Below are 20186 nucleotides of genomic sequence, written 5' to 3'. Positions count from 1 at the left end.
GTTTTTTTCGCTTTAAAATCGTTAACTTACAAAAAGTAAGCATATTGTTCGCAACTTTTTTTGTTCCTTGTTATAGTGAGAACAGAGAATCAGTAATGAGAAATGAGAAATGAGGAAAAGAAAATGACCATCAATCACAGAAATCTTGAATTTGGGTTAGATACTTTTGGCGATCTAGCCTTTGATGATACAACGAAAGAACGAATCAGTTACAGCGAATCGTTGCGCAATATCGTAGCAGAAGGAAAATTAGCCGATGAAGTCGGCATCGATGTCATTGCCTTAGGGGAGCACCATCGGGAAGAATATTCGATCTCAAGTCCTGATACGGTACTAGCGGCTTTAGCAATGGTTACCAAAACCATCAAATTAGGTACCGGTGTAACTGTCTTGAGTTCGGATGATCCTGTGCGGGTCTACGAACGGTTCGCGACCGTTGATGCGTTGTCGAACGGTCGCGCACAAATCATGCTGGGACGAGGATCTTTTACTGAATCATTCCCTCTATTCGGCTACGACTTGCAAGATTATGAAGAACTATTTGAAGAAAAAACAGCAATGTTCAGTGAATTGAGAAAAGGCAAACCATTAACTTGGGAAGGCAAGTTTACGCAATCCTTAAAACATGCCGACGTTTTTCCAAAAATTGAGGGGCATCAACTAGATACCTATGTGGGTGTCGGTGGAACCCCTGAATCGATCATTCGTGCCGTCCGTTATGGGTTTCCTGTTATGTTAGCGATCATCGGTGGCGAACCCGCTCGTTTTGCGCCCTATGTTGACCTATATAAAAAGGCAGCGCAGCAACTAGGGCAACCGATTTTACCAATCGGCATGCACTCTCATGGTGTGATCGCCGATACCGACGAAGAAGCCTATGAAATCGGCTGGAATTACATCAAAAAGAGCATGGACAAAATCGGTCTTGATCGCGGCTGGCCAGCCATGAGCAAAGAGCGCTTTGACTTTGAAGTCGAACATGGGTCTTATTATGTAGGCAGTCCAGAAACCGTGGCGCAAAAAATCGCTCGTATGATGCCGCAAGTCGGTGTAGAACGCTTTGATCTGGTTTACGGTACTGGCGGCCAGCTGCAAAAAGACCGTTTCAAAACGATTGAATTGTATGGAACCAAAGTGATTCCACGGGTGAAAGAATTGTTGGCAGCAGGTGATGGCAATGCCTAAAACCATCGGTATTTTAGGCGCAGGCAAGTTAGGCTTAGCGCTCGCAAATCTTGGTGCCCAGGCGGGCTATCGGGTCTTGATCGCCAGTACGAAGCCAGCAGAAAAAATCGCCTTGTCCGTTTCTGTGTTGGCTCCGGGAGCGATCGCAAAAAATGCCGCTGAAGTGATGACAGAAGCCCAAACGATCATTTTGGCAATCCCATTGAGTAAGTACCAACTGCTGCCGGCAGAAGCATTGGCTGGCAAGCTAGTGATCGATGCCATGAATTATTGGTGGGAAGTCGATGGCAAAGAAACAGAATACTCATCCATCGAGCAGACTTCTTCGGAACGTGTGCAACGCTATTTTTCCCAAAGTAAAGTAGTCAAAGGATTCAATCATATGGGGTACCACGATATCCAGGAGGAATCCTTGCTGACGAGAACGGCTGCTCAAGGAACTGCCAAAAAAGCCATCGCCATTGCTGGTGATGACCAAACCGCCCTCGATCAGACAGACGAAATCGTTGACGCTTTCGGCTTTGATCCCTTTCCTATCGGTGCTTTAGCTAATGGCATCATGTTGGAACCCGGCAGTCCTTTCTTTGGTGCCAATCAAACCAAAGAGGGATTGACGGCATTGATGAAGGAGTTTTGGAGCAGTGAGAAAGGGCAAGCGTTTCTGGCGCGTCCTTCCGCTGTGAGTAACAAGCAGCAGGCTTCGCAGTAAAAGAGCCGCCTCCATGTACGACTGGATACGATAAAAACAACCCTCTTCTCAAAAAAGAAGAGGGTTTTTCCCATCCAGTCAAATCAGCACGTGGTCGCTAAAAAATACAATGTGATTGTTACGATTGTGATTCGTAAGCAGTGGTTGTTACGTTTACGTCTCTGCCAGACGTTCCATAGTGTACATATCAGCCTGTACCTGCTTTGTGCTCGCCTTTGACACCCACCCATATTGATTAAAGATCTACCAGCCAGTTGGTTTGTTGGATCTTTCCATCTAATTCTCGCAGCTGCTTGGCGGTCGCATTCAATTGCTCCGTTAGCGTTTTTGTATCGATCGTACGCACCAGTCGAATTTCGTTGCGACCTATTCGGGGAGCTGCTTTGGTTTCATCCAGTGCTTGCGTTAGCAGTGCATGCTTGCGCCGCAGCTGTTCTCGCTGTTCTAGTGCTTCCATCAGTAATAACGCACTATCTGCTAAAGAGGCAGTCGCATTTTTCCGATTGATGGCAACGACTAATTCTGAATATTGTTGATTGATCTCATCGTATTCCTTGAACAATTCTGTGATACTACGATCCAAGGTATCGCCTTCTTGGACTAACACACTGCTAGAGATCTCGTTACGTAATTGAAACAGACGATTGTTCAAATCCCGTCTTAAAAGTAACGCTTCTGCTAATTTCATTTTGGCACACTCCTTTTTACAAATGAGAACAGCTTATCTAGTTCTTATCCTAGAGAAGAACGTGATGAAAGGCAAGCAAGATGCAAAAAAAGTCTGCCAGAAAAATCATAAAAAACTGAATATTCGCAATTCTTGTTGACTTCCAAAAACACCAATAGTATACTTTATAACAATCATGAAATAGACAAAAAAACGTCATTTACCTGTTTTTTAGATAAAAAGAAAGACGATGAAGAGAAGAGTAGCTTTGGAATCTGTTAGAAGAGAACCCGGATGGTGAGAAAGGGCAGCAGAAAAAAAGTGAAGATGAGCTCTGAGTGATCTGATTTGTTCACGCAAATCAGACGGAAAGCAGCCGTTATCGTGCCAAGTATCTTAGCGTACTGTTGAGGTGCCATTTGTGAGGATGGTGCGAAAAAGGGTGGTAACACGAAAATCTCGTCCCTTTGTTTGTCAAAATTGATAAGCAAAGGGATGAGGTTTTTTCTTTTTATCGATGAATGCGTTTTTTGCCGTCATGAAAAACACTTGCGTTGGTTGCGCAATCACATAGGAGGAAGAATGGAAATGATCTGGAAGAAGCGTTTATTGGTTGCAGCAGGAGTGATTGGGTTGACCCTTTCCGGCTGCACGACAACAGGAAATACCGAGGGATCAGAGGCTGAAACTAACGGAGCGCCGAATCAAGCGATTGCGGTGAGTCTACCGGCTGAGCTGACGACTCTCGATACGACTCAAACGACGGATAAAGCAACATTTACCATCGTTCAACATTTATTCGAAGGGCTTTACCGTTTCGATGAAAACAGTGAACCAGTTCCGGGCTTGGCAGAAGGAGTCGAAATCAGTGAAGATGGCAAAACCTATACCTTTACCTTGCGAGAGGATGCGAAGTGGAGCAATGGCGAAGCGATCACTTCAGCTGACTTTGCTTATTCGTGGAAAAAGTTAGTCGATCCAGCAACGATGGGACCTAACGCCTATTTGTTAGATAATGTAGTTAATAGTAAAGACATTCGTGAAGGCAATGCTGATATAGAAACGATTGGTCTGGAGACCCCAGATGACGCGACCTTTATCGTGCAGTTGGAGCAGCCACAGCCATCCTTTTTATCCTTGATTTCCATCGGCTGGTTGGCACCGCAAAACCAAGCCTTTGTTGAAGAAAAAGGTGATACCTATGCTCGTACAAGTGAAGATTTGCTGTATTCTGGTCCCTTTACCTTGACCGATTGGCAACAGACTGGGGATGAGTGGACATTGGTGAAAAATGACCAATACTATGATGCTGATGTCGTTCAATTGGAGGAGATCAAAGGCTCCACCATCAAAGAAGAAAATACTGGGATCCAATTGTTTGAAAGCGGCGACCTGGATTTGCAAAAAATCAGTGGGATCTACGTTCAACAATATGGAGACAATGAAGAGCTAGTTACGCAAAATGATGTTGCGAACTTTTTCTTAGACTTTAACAAAACGGCCAACGATGCCTTGGCAAATGTTCATGTGCGTAAAGCGATCGCGTTGGCGATCGACAAAGAAAGTCTCGTGGATAATGTGTTGAACGATGGAGCGAAAGTTTTAAACGGGCTGGTCCCCACCGGCTTAGCTACGAATCCAAATACTGGCGAAGATTTTCGAGCATATAGCGGTGATTACAACTTGTATGATTTAGAGGCGGCCAAGGAAGAGTGGGAAAAAGCCCAAGCGGAAATTGGCGAAAGTACGACGTTGCGTTTATTAGTGACAGATGATGACAATGGTCAAAAAATCGGGGAGTACTTGCAAAGCCAACTGCAAGAAAACTTGCCAGGCTTGTCGATCTCCATCAACAAACAGCCACGTGCCAGCTTGAATCAATCAAGAGCAAATAGTGATTACGAGCTTTCCGTTTCTGGCTGGATCGCTGGAAGTAGTGACATGGATATGTTCTTTATCTTATACAAAAATGGCGCTTCCTTTAACTACGGCGGCTATGTCAACGAAGAATATACGGCATTGACGGAAGATGCTCGCACCGTTCATGCCAATGACCCCGATCAATATTTTGAAGATTACAAAGCGGCAGAAGAAATTTTGTTGGAACAAGATGCTGCGCAAGTCCCTCTATACCAGAGTGCTTCAAATTATCTGATCAAATCAAATGTAAAAGACATCCAATTCCCAGCCTATGGCGCGCATTTCTTTTTCCGCACCGCCTATGTCAGTGAATAAGGAGAAAAATAGCTGAATGAAGAGCGCATGTTTATTCGATGAACATGCGCTTTTTGCAACAAAAAAAGCAGTTCAGAAAGCTGAACTGCTAAATGCGGAAGATGGGAGTTGAACCCACACGAGATAAACTCACACGCGCCTGAAGCGTGCGCGTCTGCCATTCCGCCACTTCCGCATAAGATAAAGATAATCCTTTCTAGGAAGAAATGCAAGTCCAATCTCACAAAAAGGAGCCCGCCAGCGGGGACTGGCGGGATAGGAGTAAAAATGAAAAAGTGTTAGGGTTGTTTGTTGGTATGCATTTATAATAGCGTGTAAATGTGAAAAAAAATTGACGAATCAAACAGAATTCTGAGAAGAAATCGCCAAGAAAAAGTGAAACTAGATAAAACAATCAGAAGACAAAAAGGAGCCCGCCAGCGGGGACTGACGGGATAGGAGTAAAAATGAAAAAGTGTTAGGGTTGTTTGTTGGTATGCATTTATAATAGCGTGAAAATGTGAAAAAAAGTTGACGAATCAAACAGAATTCTGAGAAGAAATCGCCAAGAAAAAGTGAATCCATGTAAAACAGTCAGAAGACAAAAAGGAGCCCGCCAGCGGGGACTGGCGGGAAGGAGTAAAAATGAAAAAGTGTTAGGGTTGTTTGTTGGTATACAAGTATCATACCGAGAAAATATGAAGAATTTTCGAGCGAAATTTAGGAATTGCGTGAATCTTTTGACAAATTATGCCTTCTGTTTGAAATTTTTCTTAAAAGAGAATTGACAAAAGGCACAAGCTTTGATAATTTAAATGAAACAAAATGCAAACGCGATGAAAAAGAAAGTAGAATCAAGGAAGTTGTCTAGCAGAGAGTTCCGGTAGGTGGGAAGGAACGACAACGAATGATTTGAAAATGACTTTGGAGCGGATTTTCTGACTAATTAGGAAAATACGGTTGCCCCGTTAACAAGCGACAGTCTCCGAGTGTTTTCGGGTACTGAATGAGGTGAAGCCTGTGAAGGTTTTGCAGATTAAGGTGGTACCGCAGGTGATGCCCTTAGCTTTGGCTAAGGGCTTTTTTTGTGTCTGCACGGTCAGCTGTTTCAAGCGCAGGTTTTGTTAAAAAGGAGAAAGGTTGTTGGGAGGAGAGAAAAATGCACAAATTAGTGGTTCAAACCGATTTTGGTTTGCAAGATGGAGCGGTTAATGCGATGTACGGGGTAGCTTATCAAGTGGCACCAGAGCTGGTCATTGCTGATTTGACTCATGAGATCGAGCCATACAACATTCATGATGCCAGCTATCGTCTGCTGCAAAGCGTCACCTATTGGCCGGCAGGAACGGTCTTTGTTTCAGTGGTCGATCCTGGCGTAGGGTCTGATCGACGAAGTGTGGTTGCCAAGTTGGCGACCGGACAGTTGGTTTTGACACCAGATAATGGCACACTGACTTATTTAGCGACTTATATCGGAATCACTGAACTACGGGTGATCAATGAGGCAACTGAGCGGTTGGCAGGATCAGCCGAAAGCCATACATTTCATGGTCGGGATGTTTATATGTATAACGCCGCGCGTCTCGCCAGTGGCGCCATCAGCTTTGATGAGCTAGGAACACCCGAACCTAAAAAAGCGATCCAAGTCTTTGCCATTGAAAAGCCAAGCCAAACAGCAGAAACGATCACTGGCACGATCGATATTCTTGATATTCGTTTTGGTTCGTTGTGGACGAATATTCCCCATACGTTCTTTAAGCAATGGCAGGTACAGTACAATGAGCCGCTGCTCGTCAGTATTTATTACCAAGATACGCTGCGTTATCAAGAAGAAGTGCGTTTCGGACGCTCTTTTGCGCAAGTGTCGGAAAATGAACCTGTCTTATATGTCAATTCCCTATTGAATATTGGTTTAGGGCTCAACTTGGCTTCATTTGCTGAAACCTATAAAATCGGGACTGGCACGAATTGGAAAATTACCCTCAAAAAAAGGAGAAATGAAAAATGAATCAATCAAAATTTACAGTAAAACACATTGTTGCTATCGGAATCGGTGCTGCCGTCTTTTTCGTCTTAAAACGTTTCGTCACGATTCCGACTGGTTTTCCAAATACAGATATCGCCACAGCCTATCCTTTCTTGGCATTATTAGGCGTTGTCTACGGTCCAATCGTTGCTGGTTTAGCGGGCTTTATCGGCCATGCCCTAGGAGATTTGACGACTTATGGTCCGTGGTGGTCTTGGATCGCCGCCTCTGGGATCTTAGGTGTGTTCTTCGGACTTTTGACTCGTTGGATTCCAATCCAGCAAGGAACCTTTGGCGCTAAAGAAATTCGGACCTTCTTGATTGGTGAATCGATCGCAAATTTGGTCGTCTGGGTGATCATTGCCCCAATCGGTGATATTTTGATCTATGGCGAACCAGCGAACAAAGTCTTTGCGCAAGGAGTCATTGCGGGATTGACCAACGCAGTCGTAACTGGGATAATCGGAGTGATCCTGCTAAAAGCCTATGCCCAAACCAAAACCAAAAAAGGCAGCTTGAGCAAGGAATCCTAAACAAAGAAATGTGTGAAGGCTAAAAAATGAAACAAAAAATCATTCAATTTACGAATTTTTCTTTCCAATATGATGCACAAGCGGAACCGACCTTGAAAAACATCGATCTAACGATCTTTGAAGGAGAAAAAGTCCTGATCGTCGGTGCTAGCGGTTCTGGCAAAAGTACATTAGGAAAATGTTTGAACGGTTTGATCCCGCAAAATGACGAAGGTAGTAGTACCGGAGCATTGACGATCGGTACCAATGCCTTTGGGCAAGCTTCCATCTATGAGCTGTCTTTGACCGTTGGCACGGTGCTGCAAGACACCGATAGCCAATTTGTAGGTTTGACCGTAGCAGAAGATATCGTGTTTTCCTTGGAAAACGATCAGCGTAGTCAAGCTGTGATGCAGGAGGCGCTGCGCGTTTGGGCAGAAAAGACCGACTTAATGGATCATTTGGCAAAAAAACCGCAGGAATTATCGGGTGGCCAAAAGCAGCGTGTTTCAATGGCAGGTGTTTTGATCGACGAAACACCGATTCTACTATTTGATGAGCCCCTAGCCAACTTAGATCCGCAAACAGGTGTGGAAGCCATCAAAATGATCGACCAGCTGTATCAAGAGAAGCGTTTTACCACCATCATCATCGAACATCGCTTAGAAGAAGTGTTAGCCGCCGCTGTCGATCGCATCATCGTGATGGAAGAAGGCCGCATCATTGCCGACAGTACACCGAATGAACTATTAAAAACGGACATGCTGCAGCAAGTCGGCATTCGTGAACCACTGTATTTAGCCGCCTTAAAAAAAGTGGGGGTTCCTGTGACCGATGCTGCTGATTTGGTCGCGATAGAAGCATTTGCATCACCTGAGATTGCCGAAAAACTGACTAGGTTTCAAAAGGAATATCCGAAATCGGCACTTCCTAGCCAACAGCCGCCGTTGTTGGAAGCGAAGAATTTATCGTTTTCTTACCAAGTGGGCAAACCAATCTTGCAGGCACTGGATTTTACCATCCATCAAGGAGAGATGATTAGTTTGGTTGGGCATAATGGCGCAGGAAAATCGACCTTGTCCCATTTGATTACCGGCTTTTTGACACCGACTTCTGGCAAGTTGCTTTGGCAAGGAACAGACATGGGCAATGATTCCATCAAAGAACGAGCGCAAAAAATCGGGTATGTTTTGCAAAACAGCAATCAAATGCTGTCAAAAAACTTCCTGTTTGACGAAGTTGCCTTAGGCTTGCGCAACCGAAATGTCCCAGAGGCTGAAATCACAGAAAAAGTTCATCAGACCTTGAAAATTTGTGGTCTTTATCCGTTTCGCTCATGGCCATTGTCGGCACTAAGTCATGGGCAAAAACGCCGAGCCGCCATTGCAGCGATCCTCGTCTTAGATCCTGAACTCATTTTATTGGATGAGCCGACAGCGGGACAAGACTATCGCCATTACACCGAAATGATGCAATTTTTACAGGAGTTGAACCAGCGGGGATTAACGATTGTTATGATCACCCACGATATGCACCTGATGTTGGAGTATACACAGCGGACGATCGTTTTGACGCAAGGAACGATTTTGCTGGACGCACCGCCAGAAGTTGTTTTAGCAGACAAACAAGTGGTGAGTGCCGCGAACCTTAAAGAAACCAGCTTGTATACACTGGCGACCCTTAACCAGTTGACAGATCCCGCCGCTTTTACTGCCGCCTTCATTGCCAGCGAGAAGGAGGGACACGATGGAGAGTAATCTAATCGGCTATCTTGACCGCAAAACGTGGATCCACCAATTAAGCGGTGCCGCAAAACTGATTTGTTTTTTGCTGCTATCCGTTATCGGGATGATCTCTTATGATACGCGTTTTCTTATTGGACTGGCATTGTTTTCGGTCTTTCTATTTGCCAGTGCTGGAATTCGCTACCGAGATATCGCTTTTGTGTTGAAATTTATCATCTTCTTTTCGATTTTGAATTTGGTGGCGGTCTATCTTTTCGCTCCAGAATACGGGGTGGAGATCTACGGGACGCGCCACGTGATTTTCGAAGGGATCGGTCGGTATACATTGACCCAAGAGCAAGTGTTTTATGAGTTGAATCTGTTGATCAAATATTTTGTCACGATTCCGCCAGGGTTGATTTTCCTGTTTACCACTAATCCAAGCGAGTTGGCGTCCAGTATCAACCGCATCGGGATTTCCTACAAGATCGCCTATGCAGTCGCACTGGCTTTGCGTTACATCCCTGATATTCAAGAGGATTTTCGAACCATTGCCAAAGCGCAGCAAGCACGGGGCGTGGAGCTTTCTAAAAAAGCACCTTTGCGCAAACGAGTGGCAGGCAATGTCGCGATCGCGATTCCTTTGATTTTTTCCAGCTTGGAACGGATCGACCATATTTCTGCTGCCATGGAGCTAAGAAGGTTTGGCAAGCATAAGCAGCGTACCTGGCTGAAAGCTAAGCCGATCCAAGGCAAAGATCTCTTGGCGATTGCTGTCGTTTGCTTGATCGTGGCGCTTGGATTGTTCTTGATGGTCCTTAATGGCGGACGCTTCTACAATCCGTTTCGTTAACAAATCAACACATGAAAACTTAAAAAAACGGACTCATTGTCAATAATGAAAGTGGGACGGATGAATCAACTCTGATTCATCCGGTCCCATAAATGATCGAGACAAAAAACGCAGGACAGTCAGTCAATTGACTTTAGCGAGTGCTACATTTGCTAAAGCCAGTTGCTGCTAGGTCTGCGTTTTTTTGCCGATAAAAAAAAGGAGCCCGCCAGCGGGGACTGGCGGGATAGGAGTAAAAATGAAAAAGTGTTAGGGTTGTTTGTTGGTATGTATTGATAATAGCGGGAAAATGTGAAAAATATCGGAAGAGAAAGTAATAGAAGTGTGTCAATCTTTTGATGATTTTCGTAAAACATTCCAGCGGAACCCTTTTAGATCTTTGATTGACGGAAACACGAAATAAGGCTACACTGATGGCATCAAAGCAGTACAAGGAGGGGACAGGATGGATGCCATTACGATCAACGGATTAAGCAAACAATACAACAAGAAGTACGCCATCGAGAATGTATCATTGCAAGTGGCAGAAGGAGAGATTTTTGGCTTTATCGGACCAAATGGTGCGGGAAAATCAACGACCATCAAAGTATTGTTGAATTTTATTAAACCGGATGCAGGGCATGCGGCGATTTTTGGACGAGATTGCCAACAAGCAGCCAAAGAAATCAAGACGTTTACTGGATATGTTTCCAGTGATGTACGGTTTTATTCAAAAATGACGACAGCAGAATTGCTGGCATTTACGGCAGATTTTCATCAAGTCAAGCAGCCAAAAAAAGAGATTCAGAATTTGATGGAGCTTTTTCAAATTGATCCAAACAAATCGATCGCAGAACTTTCTTTGGGCAACAAGAAAAAAGTCGGGCTTGCGAGCGCCTTGATTGCACAACCGAGAATGTTGATTTTAGATGAACCGACCAATGGCTTAGATCCCTTGATTCAAAAACGGCTGTTTGAAGAGCTCCTTAGAAGAAACAAACAGGGGATGACGATTTTTCTATCTAGCCATGATTTGCATGAAATTCAGACCTATGCCCATCGGACCGCCTTTATTCGTGAAGGACAGATCATCACCGTGAAAGAACTGAGTGAGGAAGAAAATTTCGGCAAAGTTGTAACGCTCACGAATGAGGGGAGCCTCTCATTAGCCGGCTTGGAAAACGTGCAAGTTCTTGCTCAGGAATCACACACCTTGCGTTTTTTCTATCAAGGGGACATGAATCAGCTGGCACATTTTTTAACCAATCCTGCCATTAAAGAGTTCACGATCGAACACCCAACCCTTGAACAGCAATTTATGCTGCTCTATGAAGGAGGTTCTCAAAAATGACTTTAATGAAAATCGACCTTAAAAATACCTTCAAAGGCTGGCTGGTCTGGACGATCCTTTTTGCAGCAATCATTTTTGCATTTACGGCTATCTATCCTCAAATGATCACGCCAGAAATGAAAACGTCCTTAGACCAGATGTTGGGCTCTTTCAGCCCAGAATTACTAAGCATCTTTAACATCCAACTGACAGGACCCTCAAGCTTGGTTTCACCGACAGGCTTTTTCGGGTACTACTTTCAATACTTATTTATCGCCGCGTGTATTTATGGGATACTTTTAGGCTTGAACAGTCTGATCACTGAAGAATCAGAAGGAACGATCGAGTATTTATATGCTCAGCCTATTAGCCGCAGAGAAATCGTTGGGTGGAAGTTCCTCGCCCGATTGTTGCTGCTGACTGGCTTTTGGCTGATTGCCTATGGCAGTAGTCTGGCCTCGTTTGCTCTATTCAAACTACCAGGAGACGACCTGTCCTCTTTTATAGAAGAAATCAGCAAAATCTTCGTTGCCGAGTATGGTGTCTTAGTCTTCTTCCTCTGTCTAGGTTTCTTTTTATCCACGATCTTGCGTTCCAGCAAACAAACCGCAAGTGTCGGCTTAGGCTGCGTGTTCGGGCTGTATTTGCTTGGCATCGTGGGGGAACTCTACGATAAATTGGAATGGCTGGCAGGACTTTCGCCTGTGCGGATGGCATTACCCGTTCAACTCATGGATAACGGCGCCACATCAGTCCTATGGGTCCTGCTGATCGGTGTATTGTGTTTCTTTGGCACCTTTTACCGTTACGAGCGCAAAGACTTGCAGGTCTGAGCACAACAATCAAAAGACAAAAAAAGAGCCTGTCAGCGGGGACTGACAGGCAAAGGAGTAAAAATGAAAAAGTGTTAGGGTTGTTTGTTGGTATGCTTATATAATAGTCTCGAAATGTGAAAAAAGTATGACGAAGCAGGCACGTTTTTGCGAAAAAATCATTGCGAAAGTTAAGAAAGCGTAAAGCATCCCTTCACCAAAAGGCTTGAAGGGACAACAAGAACCTAAAATTACTCCGAAGCAGCAGGCGGTTCATGCTGTTTCGGAGTGATTTTTTAGTTGAAGCTACTTGCTCAAATCAAGGCTATCGACATTGAAGGTGTCGCCATGTGCTAAGTCACCATAATGATAGCCACGGTTAAACCAGTCCACGCGCTGCTGCGATGTGCCGTGCGTAAAACTATCTGGAACAACATAGCCTTGGTATTCTTTTTGCAGCGTATCATCCCCGATGGCATTGGCAGCCGTGATCGCTTCTTGAATATCGCCAGCTTCTAAAATCGGCTGTCCTTGATAGGTTTCGCCTTGCAAATATTTCGCAAAGGTACCAGCTAAGTAGTCAGCTTGCAACTCCAAGCGAACGCTGTACTGGTTGTACTCCTTCTCTGAAACTTGCTGGCGGATTTTGTCCAATTGTTGGGTGATCCCCAGCTCATTTTGCACATGATGACCGACTTCATGGGCGATGACATAGGCCATTGCAAAGTCGCCGCTTGCGCCATATTTATCAGAAAGCTCATTGGCAAAACTCAGATCAAGGTACACATTCTCATCTGCTGGGCAATAAAACGGACCAACCTGTGACGTGGCATAGCCGCATGCCGACTGGACACTTCCCGTAAATAATACGAGTGTTGGGTCTTGATAGGTTTCTTGCCGCTCTTGAAAAACGTCTTGCCAGTAATCTTCTAAATAGCCGAACACGACTGCGGAAAACTCTTTTTCTTCCGTGTACTCACTGGTGCCCACATTTTCTGTCTGGTAATTGGCTGCTTGTCCGCTGCCACCCAAGACATCCGGCAGCGAATTTAAATCACCACCGCTAAACAGGAAAAATAAAACAGCGATGATCACCGTACCGATCCCGCCACCAGCAGCCAACATCCCACCTGAGCCAGATGATCGCCCCGTTCGATCATCGACATTGCTGCTTTGTCTACCCCCACGCCATTTCATGTTATCTCCTCCTATAGAAATCCTAGCTTAATTATAAGAGAAAGGCGGCAGATTGTGAAAAAAAGCGCCTTGAAATTGTTATAAAATGCCTTCAGGAGCCTTAAAAATCAAAGTGTACACTCCTTTTAATCATTCTTTAATCTAACAATTAGCCTTCTAATTTGGTACAGTAGCAATAAAATAGATGTAGAGGGTGAGCGTATGAAAATGAATTATTCGGGGACATCGGAACGAAGGATTTTGATTTTTAAACGGTTGATTGCTGGCGAGCACCTCAGCTATCAGCAGTTAGCAGAGGATTATTTCGTTTCCCGCAGCAGTATTGCAAAAGATATTTCTTATTTAAAAGAGCTGTTTCAAAAAGAAAGCTTACGTCTGAGATTTGATAATTCAGGTACATTTTTTGAAGGAAGTGAATCCCAGATCCATCGAGTGCTCAAACGCTTTTGCTTAATGATGCTGGATCAACCAGCGGCGTTTTCCTTGTTGGTGGAACCTGCGAAATACCAGGAAGTAAATCAGGCCTTTCGTCGAGCGTTAATGGAAAAACAAGTGGAAATGCCCGACAGCTATATCCAAAGTATTGTCCTTTCCATCGTGCTGCTGATCGAGCGGGCGAGTCATGCGGAAAACTTAGTGATTGAAGAAAACCGCCAAGTGGGGAAGCTGTTTTTGGAGTTCGACAAATATCCGTTAGTCTATGAGCTACTGAAAGAAATCGAAGAACAACACATTTATCAATTTTCACCAAAAGAAGTGCAATATCTAACCTACCTGATTGTCGGTAGCGGCTTGAAATTTTTTATGAAAAGTGAAAAAGTTCCTTTCGTCTTTCGGGGAAAAGTGCGTAACTTGATTCAAAAAATCAGCGAAGGCTTAGGCACCGACTTGACCCAAGACAATCGATTGGAAGAAGATGTGACGATCCATCTGTATCAACTGCTGTTGCGGATCGAAGCGCAAACCACAGTCATCAACCCTTTGTTAGAGGAAATCAAACAAAACTATCCTGCCTTGTATGGCGTGGTCTGGTTCTCGCTCCATGATTTTTTGAAAGCGTATCAAGTGGGGATCTCTGATGATGAGATCGGATTTGTCACAATCCATTTTCAAGCAGCGATCGAGCGAATGCGCCGCATGAACAAAATCATTTTTGTCTGTCCTAATGGCGTCGGCACTAGCTCGTTTGTCTCTGCGAAAATTCGTCGCATTCTGCCAGAGATTGACAGTATCGAAACCGTTTCAGTAGAAAAATTAAAGCAGATGGACATCTCGGCGATCGATTTTATTATTTCAACCATCGATCTTGTCGGGATTCAAAAACCTGTGGTGCGGATCTCGCCTATGGTGACCAATCGCGACATGAAGCGGATCATGAATCACTACATCGATTTAGTCATCGATAATGAGGCGGTGGTCGATCAAAATGGTTTACTTCTTCAAGCCCAATCGATGATCCAGCCAACCGTCTTTTTCGAGCGATTTGCCAGCAAAACAGAAGCCATCAATTTTCTGATCGAACAAACCCCTTTTAGTGATGAAAAACGAAAAGCGCAGTTTCGGCAATCCGTCATTGAAAGAGAGCAGCTACAATCAACCTATTTAGATAATGGCTTTGCCATCCCTCATGGCAATCCGAATTATGTCGAAAAAACAGCGATCTCGATCCTGCTTTTGGATCAGCCAGTAGAATGGGGCAACCAAAAAGCCGACATCATTATTTTATTGATGATCCGAGAGGATGAGACGCAAAAGGTGGAACCAATGATGAAATTGATCATGCAAGGAATCGAAAACAAAGAATGGTTCCTATCAAAAATGTTGGAGGTTAAATCAGAATGAAAGTGAAGGATTCTTTGCCTGAGAAGCATATACAGACGGATGAGACAGTGGCAGATTGGCGCTCAGCCGTAAAATTAGCCAGTCAGCCCTTGCTCGATGAAGCGCTGATCACGTCAGCTTACATCGAAGCGATGATTCAAAGCGTGGAAGAAAATGGTCCTTACATGGTGTTGGCGGATTACTTTGCTCTGATGCATGCCCGTCCTGGAGAAGGGGTTTTGGAGCAAAGTATGAGCCTTTTAGTAACGAAACAGCCCATCGATCTTGAGGGCAAACCGGTGCGGATATTTCTTGTCTTAGCCGCCGCAGATAGTGAAAGCCATCTAGAAAGCTTGAAAGAGATCATGGCGATCTTTATGGATGAAGAAAAATACAACGTGATATTAAATGGCGATCGGGAACAAATTTGTCAATTATTCCAATAGGAGGAAAAGGATATGAAAATTTTAGCAGTATGTGGATTTGGTGTAGGAAGCTCAATGGTATTGAAGATGACGATCGATAAGGTGATCAAAGAGTTAGGGTTGACGGCAACTGCCGAGAATACTGATTTATCAACGGCAAAAGCGACACCAGCAGATGTTTATTTTACGAGTAATGAATTATTGAATGAGTTAAAAGCATCCGTGAAAGCACCCGTTTATCCAATCAAAAAGTATATGGATAAAGAAGAAGTCAAACAGCAAATGGAAAAATTTTTAGCTGAAAGAGAGGGATAATCATGAATTTTGTCACGGATTATATTTTAAAAAATCCGCCAGTCCTATTGGGGATCATTGCCATGATTGGGTTATTGGTACAAAGAAAGCCCTTCGCAGAAGTCGTCAAAGGAACCTTAACAGCTTCCTTCGGGATGGTGGCATTGACGGCTGGGGTAAACATGTTGGTGGGAACGATCGCACCGATCAATGCTGCGGTTCAAACCCAATTAGGCGTTGCTGTGTCAGATGGACTCTCTGACATCACCTTTACGGCAGAATATGGCGGAACAGTTGGTTTAGCGATGTTTTTCGGCCTGATCATTCATCTATTGATTGCTCGCTTTACACCTGTGAAGACGATTTTCCTCACCGGTCACATGTTGTGGTGGTTCCCATTCGTCATCGTCGCTGGGGGCGTTGAAGGCGGACTTACCGGAATCCCACTGTTGATCTTAGGGGCGGTTCTATCTGCTTGTTACTGGTCCTTCATGCCATGGATCATGCGTAAATATGTGTGGGATGCCACAGGCGATGATTCATTCTTGATCGGTCATCCAACGGGGATCTTGTCATTGGTTTCAGGCTTTGTTGCAAAACGGGTCGGAAACAAAGAAAAATCGACGGAAGATTTGAAAGTGCCAGAAAATCTATCGTTTTTCCGTGAAATATCGATTACTGGCGCGTTAGTGATGTTTTTGATGAATATCGTTATCGGTCTGATTGCGCCCGTATTAGTTCCTGAAGGGGGCAACTTGGTGATGTTTGCGGTTGATGCTGGCTTGAACTTCGGTGCAGGATTATTGATCATGTTGTATGGGGTACGTCTATTGATCAACCAAATCATTCCCGCCTTTCAAGGGATCGCAGAAAAAGTCGTTCCTGGAGCAAAACCAGCTTTTGATGTGCCAATCTTGTTCAACTACCGTCCAAATGCTGTAATCATCGGCTTTATCGTGGCGATGATCACCTCAACGATTTTAGTGGTGATTGCCAATACCACCAACGTCTTTGGCATTTTGATCGTTCCTTTAGTCATCACCAGCTTCTTTGAATGTGGCGGTGCTGCGGTGATCGGTGAAGGACAAGGGGGCTTGCGAGGGGCCATTATTGGTACGATCACAGCTTCTGTCGTTATGGTAGCACTCGTTGGGATCTCTGCAGCGTTATTCTCAACGACGATTCAAAACTGGATCTTGATTTTCGGTGGGAACGATTTATCTCTATGGGGCATCCTTGGTGAATTGATCGGCAAGCTGTTTGGAGGGTTTTAAATGTTTCAATACTTTGAAAAAGCAAAAGAACTATTGTCTATTGTAGAAGAAAAAGAAGCACCAGCGATTGAGCAAGCCATTGAATTGCTGACGCAAGCCAACTTGACCAAAAAAGCCATCTACATTTTTGGCGCTAGTCACGCTGGGATCTTAGCCGAAGAGATGTATTATCGAGCAGGCGGCATGATGACGATCAACGCGATCTTTGGAAGAGAACTGATGCTTGATCGCAGCCCAATCACCTTCACTAGTAAAATGGAGCGCTTAGAAGGCTACGGTAGTGCCTTGGCGGCGACCCAGCCCTTTACAGCAGGCGAAGTGCTGATCTTGCATTCGGTGTCTGGGCGAAATCCAGTTATCATCGATATGGCGCTTCATGCCAAAGAAAAAGGGGTCAAGATCATCGCATTAACGAACCTTACCTATTCGAAAACAGTCAGCAGCCGTCATACATCAGGCTTGCGTTTGTTTGAAACGGCGGATATCGTCATCGACAATCATGGGGAGATTGGCGATGCTGCGTGTACGATTTCAGACGTAGAACAAAAAGTCGGACCTACATCCACCGTAGTCGGCGCAACGATCTTAAATGCGATTATCGTTGAAGTTTGCCAAAAACTAAAAGAAGCCGGTGTCGACTATCCGCCGATTTTTTACTCAGCGAACCTAGACGGCGGGGATGAATTGAACCAGTCCCTGTTTGAAAAGTACCAAGAAGCGATCCATTATCAGCTGTGACTGTATAAGTAACTTATCTTTTTATTAGAACGATCAGAACGAAAAATTTGAAAACTACTAATAGAACGAATTTTCTTGGGGGAATCAATTCGTAAATGTAGTGGTCAAATCTCGTTCAGATCGTTTTTTTTGTATTAGAATTTTAGAGCTTAATGAATTTTATTGGTACGATAAGTACCAGGTGTCGACCCTTCAAATTGTTTGAATACCCGAATAAAGGAATTGGTATTTTTAAAGCCGACTTTACTAGCAATTTCATTGATTGAACTTTCTTGTTCGCTCATCAGACGTTTGGCTTTTTCGACACGTAGTTGATTGACGTATGGTTTGAAGGACATGGACAGTCGTTCTTTAATCAACCGGCTTAAATAGGCTTCACTTAGATGAAACTGCTGGGCAATATCTGTTAAACTGAGGTCACTGCAATAGTTGCTATTAATATATTGAATGATTTCATCTATTTTGGATCCATTATTTTTTTCCATGGTTTCGATCTGAGTGATCAGCGTGTCAAAAAGGGAAAAAATCGTTTTTTTCACATCGGGATCTGAAAAACCTTTTCTTAAATAAAGAAATTGTTTCTTATTTTGATTGTAGAATTCAGGATAGGAAATCTCTTTGATCACAGCAATTCGTTTTATTGTTAAGATCAGAGCGGTTGAAAATTCCTGAAGGAAGCCTAGGGAATGGTTGCTGGAAATATTGATCTCCACGATTTGTTGCAATAATTCTCTGGCATGGACAAAATCATCTACTTTGAAATACTGGATCAATAACTGTTCCTCATCAACGGTATAATTGATTTTATGAAGAGCATTGGATGTTGGAACCGGTATTTGATGGAACTGATCTTCGCCATTGCATTCATCTGACCACTGACAGGTTTCATGAAAGACTTCGATAAAATGTTCAAGAGAATGAAAAGGTTTTGATAGCAAGTAAGTCATTCTTAAGTTCAAACTGTCTTCGATTGTTAGTTTCAATTGATCGATCTCTTTCATGATTTGTGAAAATTCCTGATCATAAAAAAGAATGGCAAGGTGTTTTTCGGAAAAACTGATGATATCATAACACTTGATATGAAGATTTTTCTTGATCAACTGTTTTCGCACATGAATGATCTCTGTTTCATTAAAAGTGGCTTCTTCCGCCATCTCGCCTGAGAAGGTCAGAAAAGCAAAACTCCCACGTTTTTCTATGCCTTCAAGATGGAAAGTGGGCAGTAAACTCTTGCTCATATTGTACGTATATTTTCCGTAAAGCAGATTCTTCAAGAATAGTTCCTTTACTTCTTCTGAGACAGGGGATTGGAGCTGGTTGATCGAACTAGACGACTCGATTATCTGGTGCAAAGCTAAGTTGATATCATCAACTGTTAAAATATCAACATTACTCTTTTTGATTTCATCTAATATTTCTAGATAAGGTTTGTACATCCGCTTACTCAAGAAAATGACGATCAAAGCACCCAGTACGATCAAAACCATTAATGGAAGGAGAAAGGACGAAATTGTAGAGAGTGGAAAACTGCTTTGAATCGCGGTTGTCAATTCATAATTGGCAAAAGGGAGCACCTCTGAATTTTTTATAAAAACGATAGTATCTGATTGGGTCTCTTGCTGAATGGTATTTTGTGTAAAATCAGTAAGTATCGGTGAACTAGTCTTACTAGAAGGATATTGTTGATCGATAACTTGTAGTCCTTGATTCATTGGAGACAGTAGTTCATTTTTTTTCCAGTAGGCAAAGAAGTAGAGGGTCTGATTCTCTACTTGCTCTTTATGAAGCATGATCAGCCGTTGATCAAGGGTTTCGAAGATGGAGGAACTGAAGCTGGCATCTGCCAGCATTTCGGAAAGAAGCCCGGCTTTTGTTTCTATATTCAAGAAGGAAAAGAAATCATTGTAAACAAAATAGCCGTCAGAACTTACGATGATATGATTTTCTGGATTCAAGATTCCGATAGAGTATTCAAACTGATTCATTAATAAATAGTTTTCACGAATTTCATCATACATCGCTGAAAACAGCGCATAATCAGATTCAGTACTTTGGGAAAACAGTATAATACTTTCTTTTGTTGCTAAAGATTTCATTGAATTGAGGGCAAATCGAAGTTGCTGATCAATGCGAAAAGCACTGTTTTCTAGCGTCATAATACTTTGGGTAGTTTGTTCAGTTTTCCGCTGATTAACTTCATTATTGATGACAATCACCATAATAAAAATAGTATATGCAATGATTACCGTTAAAAAGGTTAAGAATATTTTTCGATATGTTTTTGATTTCATAAGTGCTCCTTTCTTTTTTTGGTAACGTTTACATTGATTATAGAGATAAATTAGCTTGAGTCAAATCATCATTATTTGTAGTTGTCTACAAAACTTGATATTAAGAGTAAAAAGTGTATATTTCAACGAATAATA

At 43.3% G+C, this 20186-nt stretch carries 17 protein-coding genes, 1 tRNA gene and 1 other annotated feature; of the genes, 14 read left to right on the top strand and 4 right to left on the bottom strand.

Features of this window, described 5'->3' with window-relative positions; all coding sequences use genetic code 11:
* Nucleotides 1-123 precede the first annotated feature (123 nt).
* Nucleotides 124-1185: an LLM class flavin-dependent oxidoreductase gene (locus tag IGJ01_RS12120; RefSeq protein WP_008379161.1), complete on the top strand. Its 1062-nt coding sequence runs from the start codon at nucleotides 124-126 to the stop codon at nucleotides 1183-1185.
* Nucleotides 1178-1894: an NADPH-dependent F420 reductase gene (locus IGJ01_RS12115; RefSeq protein ID WP_034872352.1), complete on the top strand. Its 717-nt coding sequence runs from the start codon at nucleotides 1178-1180 to the stop codon at nucleotides 1892-1894. Before IGJ01_RS12120 ends, IGJ01_RS12115 begins: the two co-directional genes overlap by 8 nt.
* Before the next feature lie 235 nt (nucleotides 1895-2129).
* Here the strand turns inward: IGJ01_RS12115 and IGJ01_RS12110 are convergent, their stop codons facing one another.
* Nucleotides 2130-2582 (bottom strand): DIP1984 family protein, encoded by a 453-nt coding sequence (locus IGJ01_RS12110; RefSeq protein ID WP_005234539.1) that lies wholly within the window; start codon nucleotides 2580-2582, stop codon nucleotides 2130-2132.
* A 561-nt stretch (nucleotides 2583-3143) separates the two neighbouring features.
* Between IGJ01_RS12110 and IGJ01_RS12105 the strand changes: the two genes are divergently transcribed.
* On the top strand, nucleotides 3144-4796 hold the full coding sequence (locus tag IGJ01_RS12105; protein ID WP_016613664.1) for a peptide ABC transporter substrate-binding protein: 1653 nt from the start codon (nucleotides 3144-3146) through the stop codon (nucleotides 4794-4796).
* Nucleotides 4797-4889: 93 nt separating this feature from the next.
* Here the strand turns inward: IGJ01_RS12105 and IGJ01_RS12100 are convergent.
* A tRNA-Leu gene (locus IGJ01_RS12100) sits at nucleotides 4890-4971 on the bottom strand.
* Between the two features lie 631 nt (nucleotides 4972-5602).
* Nucleotides 5603-5842, top strand: a binding site (T-box leader).
* Nucleotides 5843-5934: 92 nt separating this feature from the next.
* Here IGJ01_RS12100 and IGJ01_RS12095 point away from each other — a divergent pair.
* The 6 genes from IGJ01_RS12095 (at nucleotide 5935) to IGJ01_RS12070 (ending at nucleotide 12032) form a co-directional block, all read left to right on the top strand.
* A complete protein-coding gene (locus IGJ01_RS12095) occupies nucleotides 5935-6783 on the top strand; it encodes an SAM hydrolase/SAM-dependent halogenase family protein (RefSeq protein ID WP_008379156.1) in 849 nt (282 codons plus the stop codon).
* On the top strand, nucleotides 6780-7334 hold the full coding sequence (locus tag IGJ01_RS12090) for an ECF-type riboflavin transporter substrate-binding protein (protein ID WP_005234545.1): 555 nt from the start codon (nucleotides 6780-6782) through the stop codon (nucleotides 7332-7334). Before IGJ01_RS12095 ends, IGJ01_RS12090 begins: the two co-directional genes overlap by 4 nt.
* Nucleotides 7335-7360: 26 nt before the next feature.
* Nucleotides 7361-9070 carry an ABC transporter ATP-binding protein gene (locus IGJ01_RS12085; RefSeq protein ID WP_429969728.1) on the top strand — a complete coding sequence of 570 codons (1710 nt, stop codon included), beginning with the start codon at nucleotides 7361-7363 and terminating at the stop codon, nucleotides 9068-9070.
* Nucleotides 9060-9890 (top strand): energy-coupling factor transporter transmembrane component T family protein, encoded by an 831-nt coding sequence (locus IGJ01_RS12080; RefSeq protein WP_005234547.1) that lies wholly within the window; start codon nucleotides 9060-9062, stop codon nucleotides 9888-9890. The genes IGJ01_RS12085 and IGJ01_RS12080 overlap by 11 nt, the downstream gene beginning before the upstream one ends.
* A gap of 445 nt (nucleotides 9891-10335) precedes the next feature.
* On the top strand, nucleotides 10336-11220 hold the full coding sequence (locus IGJ01_RS12075; RefSeq protein ID WP_016621435.1) for an ABC transporter ATP-binding protein: 885 nt from the start codon (nucleotides 10336-10338) through the stop codon (nucleotides 11218-11220).
* Nucleotides 11217-12032 carry an ABC transporter permease subunit gene (locus tag IGJ01_RS12070; RefSeq protein WP_429969729.1) on the top strand — a complete coding sequence of 272 codons (816 nt, stop codon included), beginning with the start codon at nucleotides 11217-11219 and terminating at the stop codon, nucleotides 12030-12032. Before IGJ01_RS12075 ends, IGJ01_RS12070 begins: the two co-directional genes overlap by 4 nt.
* A gap of 285 nt (nucleotides 12033-12317) precedes the next feature.
* Here the strand turns inward: IGJ01_RS12070 and ypfJ are convergent, their stop codons facing one another.
* Nucleotides 12318-13208, bottom strand: coding sequence for a KPN_02809 family neutral zinc metallopeptidase (gene ypfJ, locus IGJ01_RS12065; protein WP_008379150.1), 891 nt, complete (start codon nucleotides 13206-13208; stop codon nucleotides 12318-12320).
* A 201-nt stretch (nucleotides 13209-13409) separates the two neighbouring features.
* Here ypfJ and IGJ01_RS12060 point away from each other — a divergent pair, with 201 nt between their 5' ends.
* From IGJ01_RS12060 to IGJ01_RS12040, 5 genes are read left to right on the top strand one after another with little or no spacing between them, the layout of a single operon-like run.
* Nucleotides 13410-15050: a BglG family transcription antiterminator gene (locus tag IGJ01_RS12060; RefSeq protein ID WP_016621432.1), complete on the top strand. Its 1641-nt coding sequence runs from the start codon at nucleotides 13410-13412 to the stop codon at nucleotides 15048-15050.
* The gene (locus tag IGJ01_RS12055) at nucleotides 15047-15475 is read left to right on the top strand and encodes a PTS sugar transporter subunit IIA (protein ID WP_061054433.1); all 429 of its coding nucleotides are present in this window, start codon (nucleotides 15047-15049) and stop codon (nucleotides 15473-15475) included. Before IGJ01_RS12060 ends, IGJ01_RS12055 begins: the two co-directional genes overlap by 4 nt.
* A 12-nt stretch (nucleotides 15476-15487) precedes the next feature.
* Entirely contained in the window at nucleotides 15488-15769 is a 282-nt protein-coding gene (locus IGJ01_RS12050) for a PTS sugar transporter subunit IIB (protein WP_005225413.1), read from the top strand.
* Between the two features lie 2 nt (nucleotides 15770-15771).
* Entirely contained in the window at nucleotides 15772-17022 is a 1251-nt protein-coding gene (locus tag IGJ01_RS12045) for a PTS ascorbate transporter subunit IIC (protein ID WP_005234555.1), read from the top strand.
* The gene (locus IGJ01_RS12040; protein ID WP_244732252.1) at nucleotides 17023-17760 is read left to right on the top strand and encodes an SIS domain-containing protein; all 738 of its coding nucleotides are present in this window, start codon (nucleotides 17023-17025) and stop codon (nucleotides 17758-17760) included.
* Nucleotides 17761-17909: 149 nt separating this feature from the next.
* On the opposite strand, the gene IGJ01_RS12035 is transcribed toward IGJ01_RS12040, so the two are convergent.
* A complete protein-coding gene (locus IGJ01_RS12035) occupies nucleotides 17910-20051 on the bottom strand; it encodes a helix-turn-helix transcriptional regulator (RefSeq protein WP_244732250.1) in 2142 nt (713 codons plus the stop codon).
* Between the last annotated feature and the right edge of the window lie 135 nt (nucleotides 20052-20186).

Origin of the sequence: Enterococcus sp. AZ089 (assembly GCF_050547225.1) — a bacterium.
Classification (GTDB): domain Bacteria; phylum Bacillota; class Bacilli; order Lactobacillales; family Enterococcaceae; genus Enterococcus_D; species Enterococcus_D entomosocium.
Note: the sequence above shows the minus strand (reverse complement) of the source record. Positions and strands in the feature narration are given on the sequence as shown.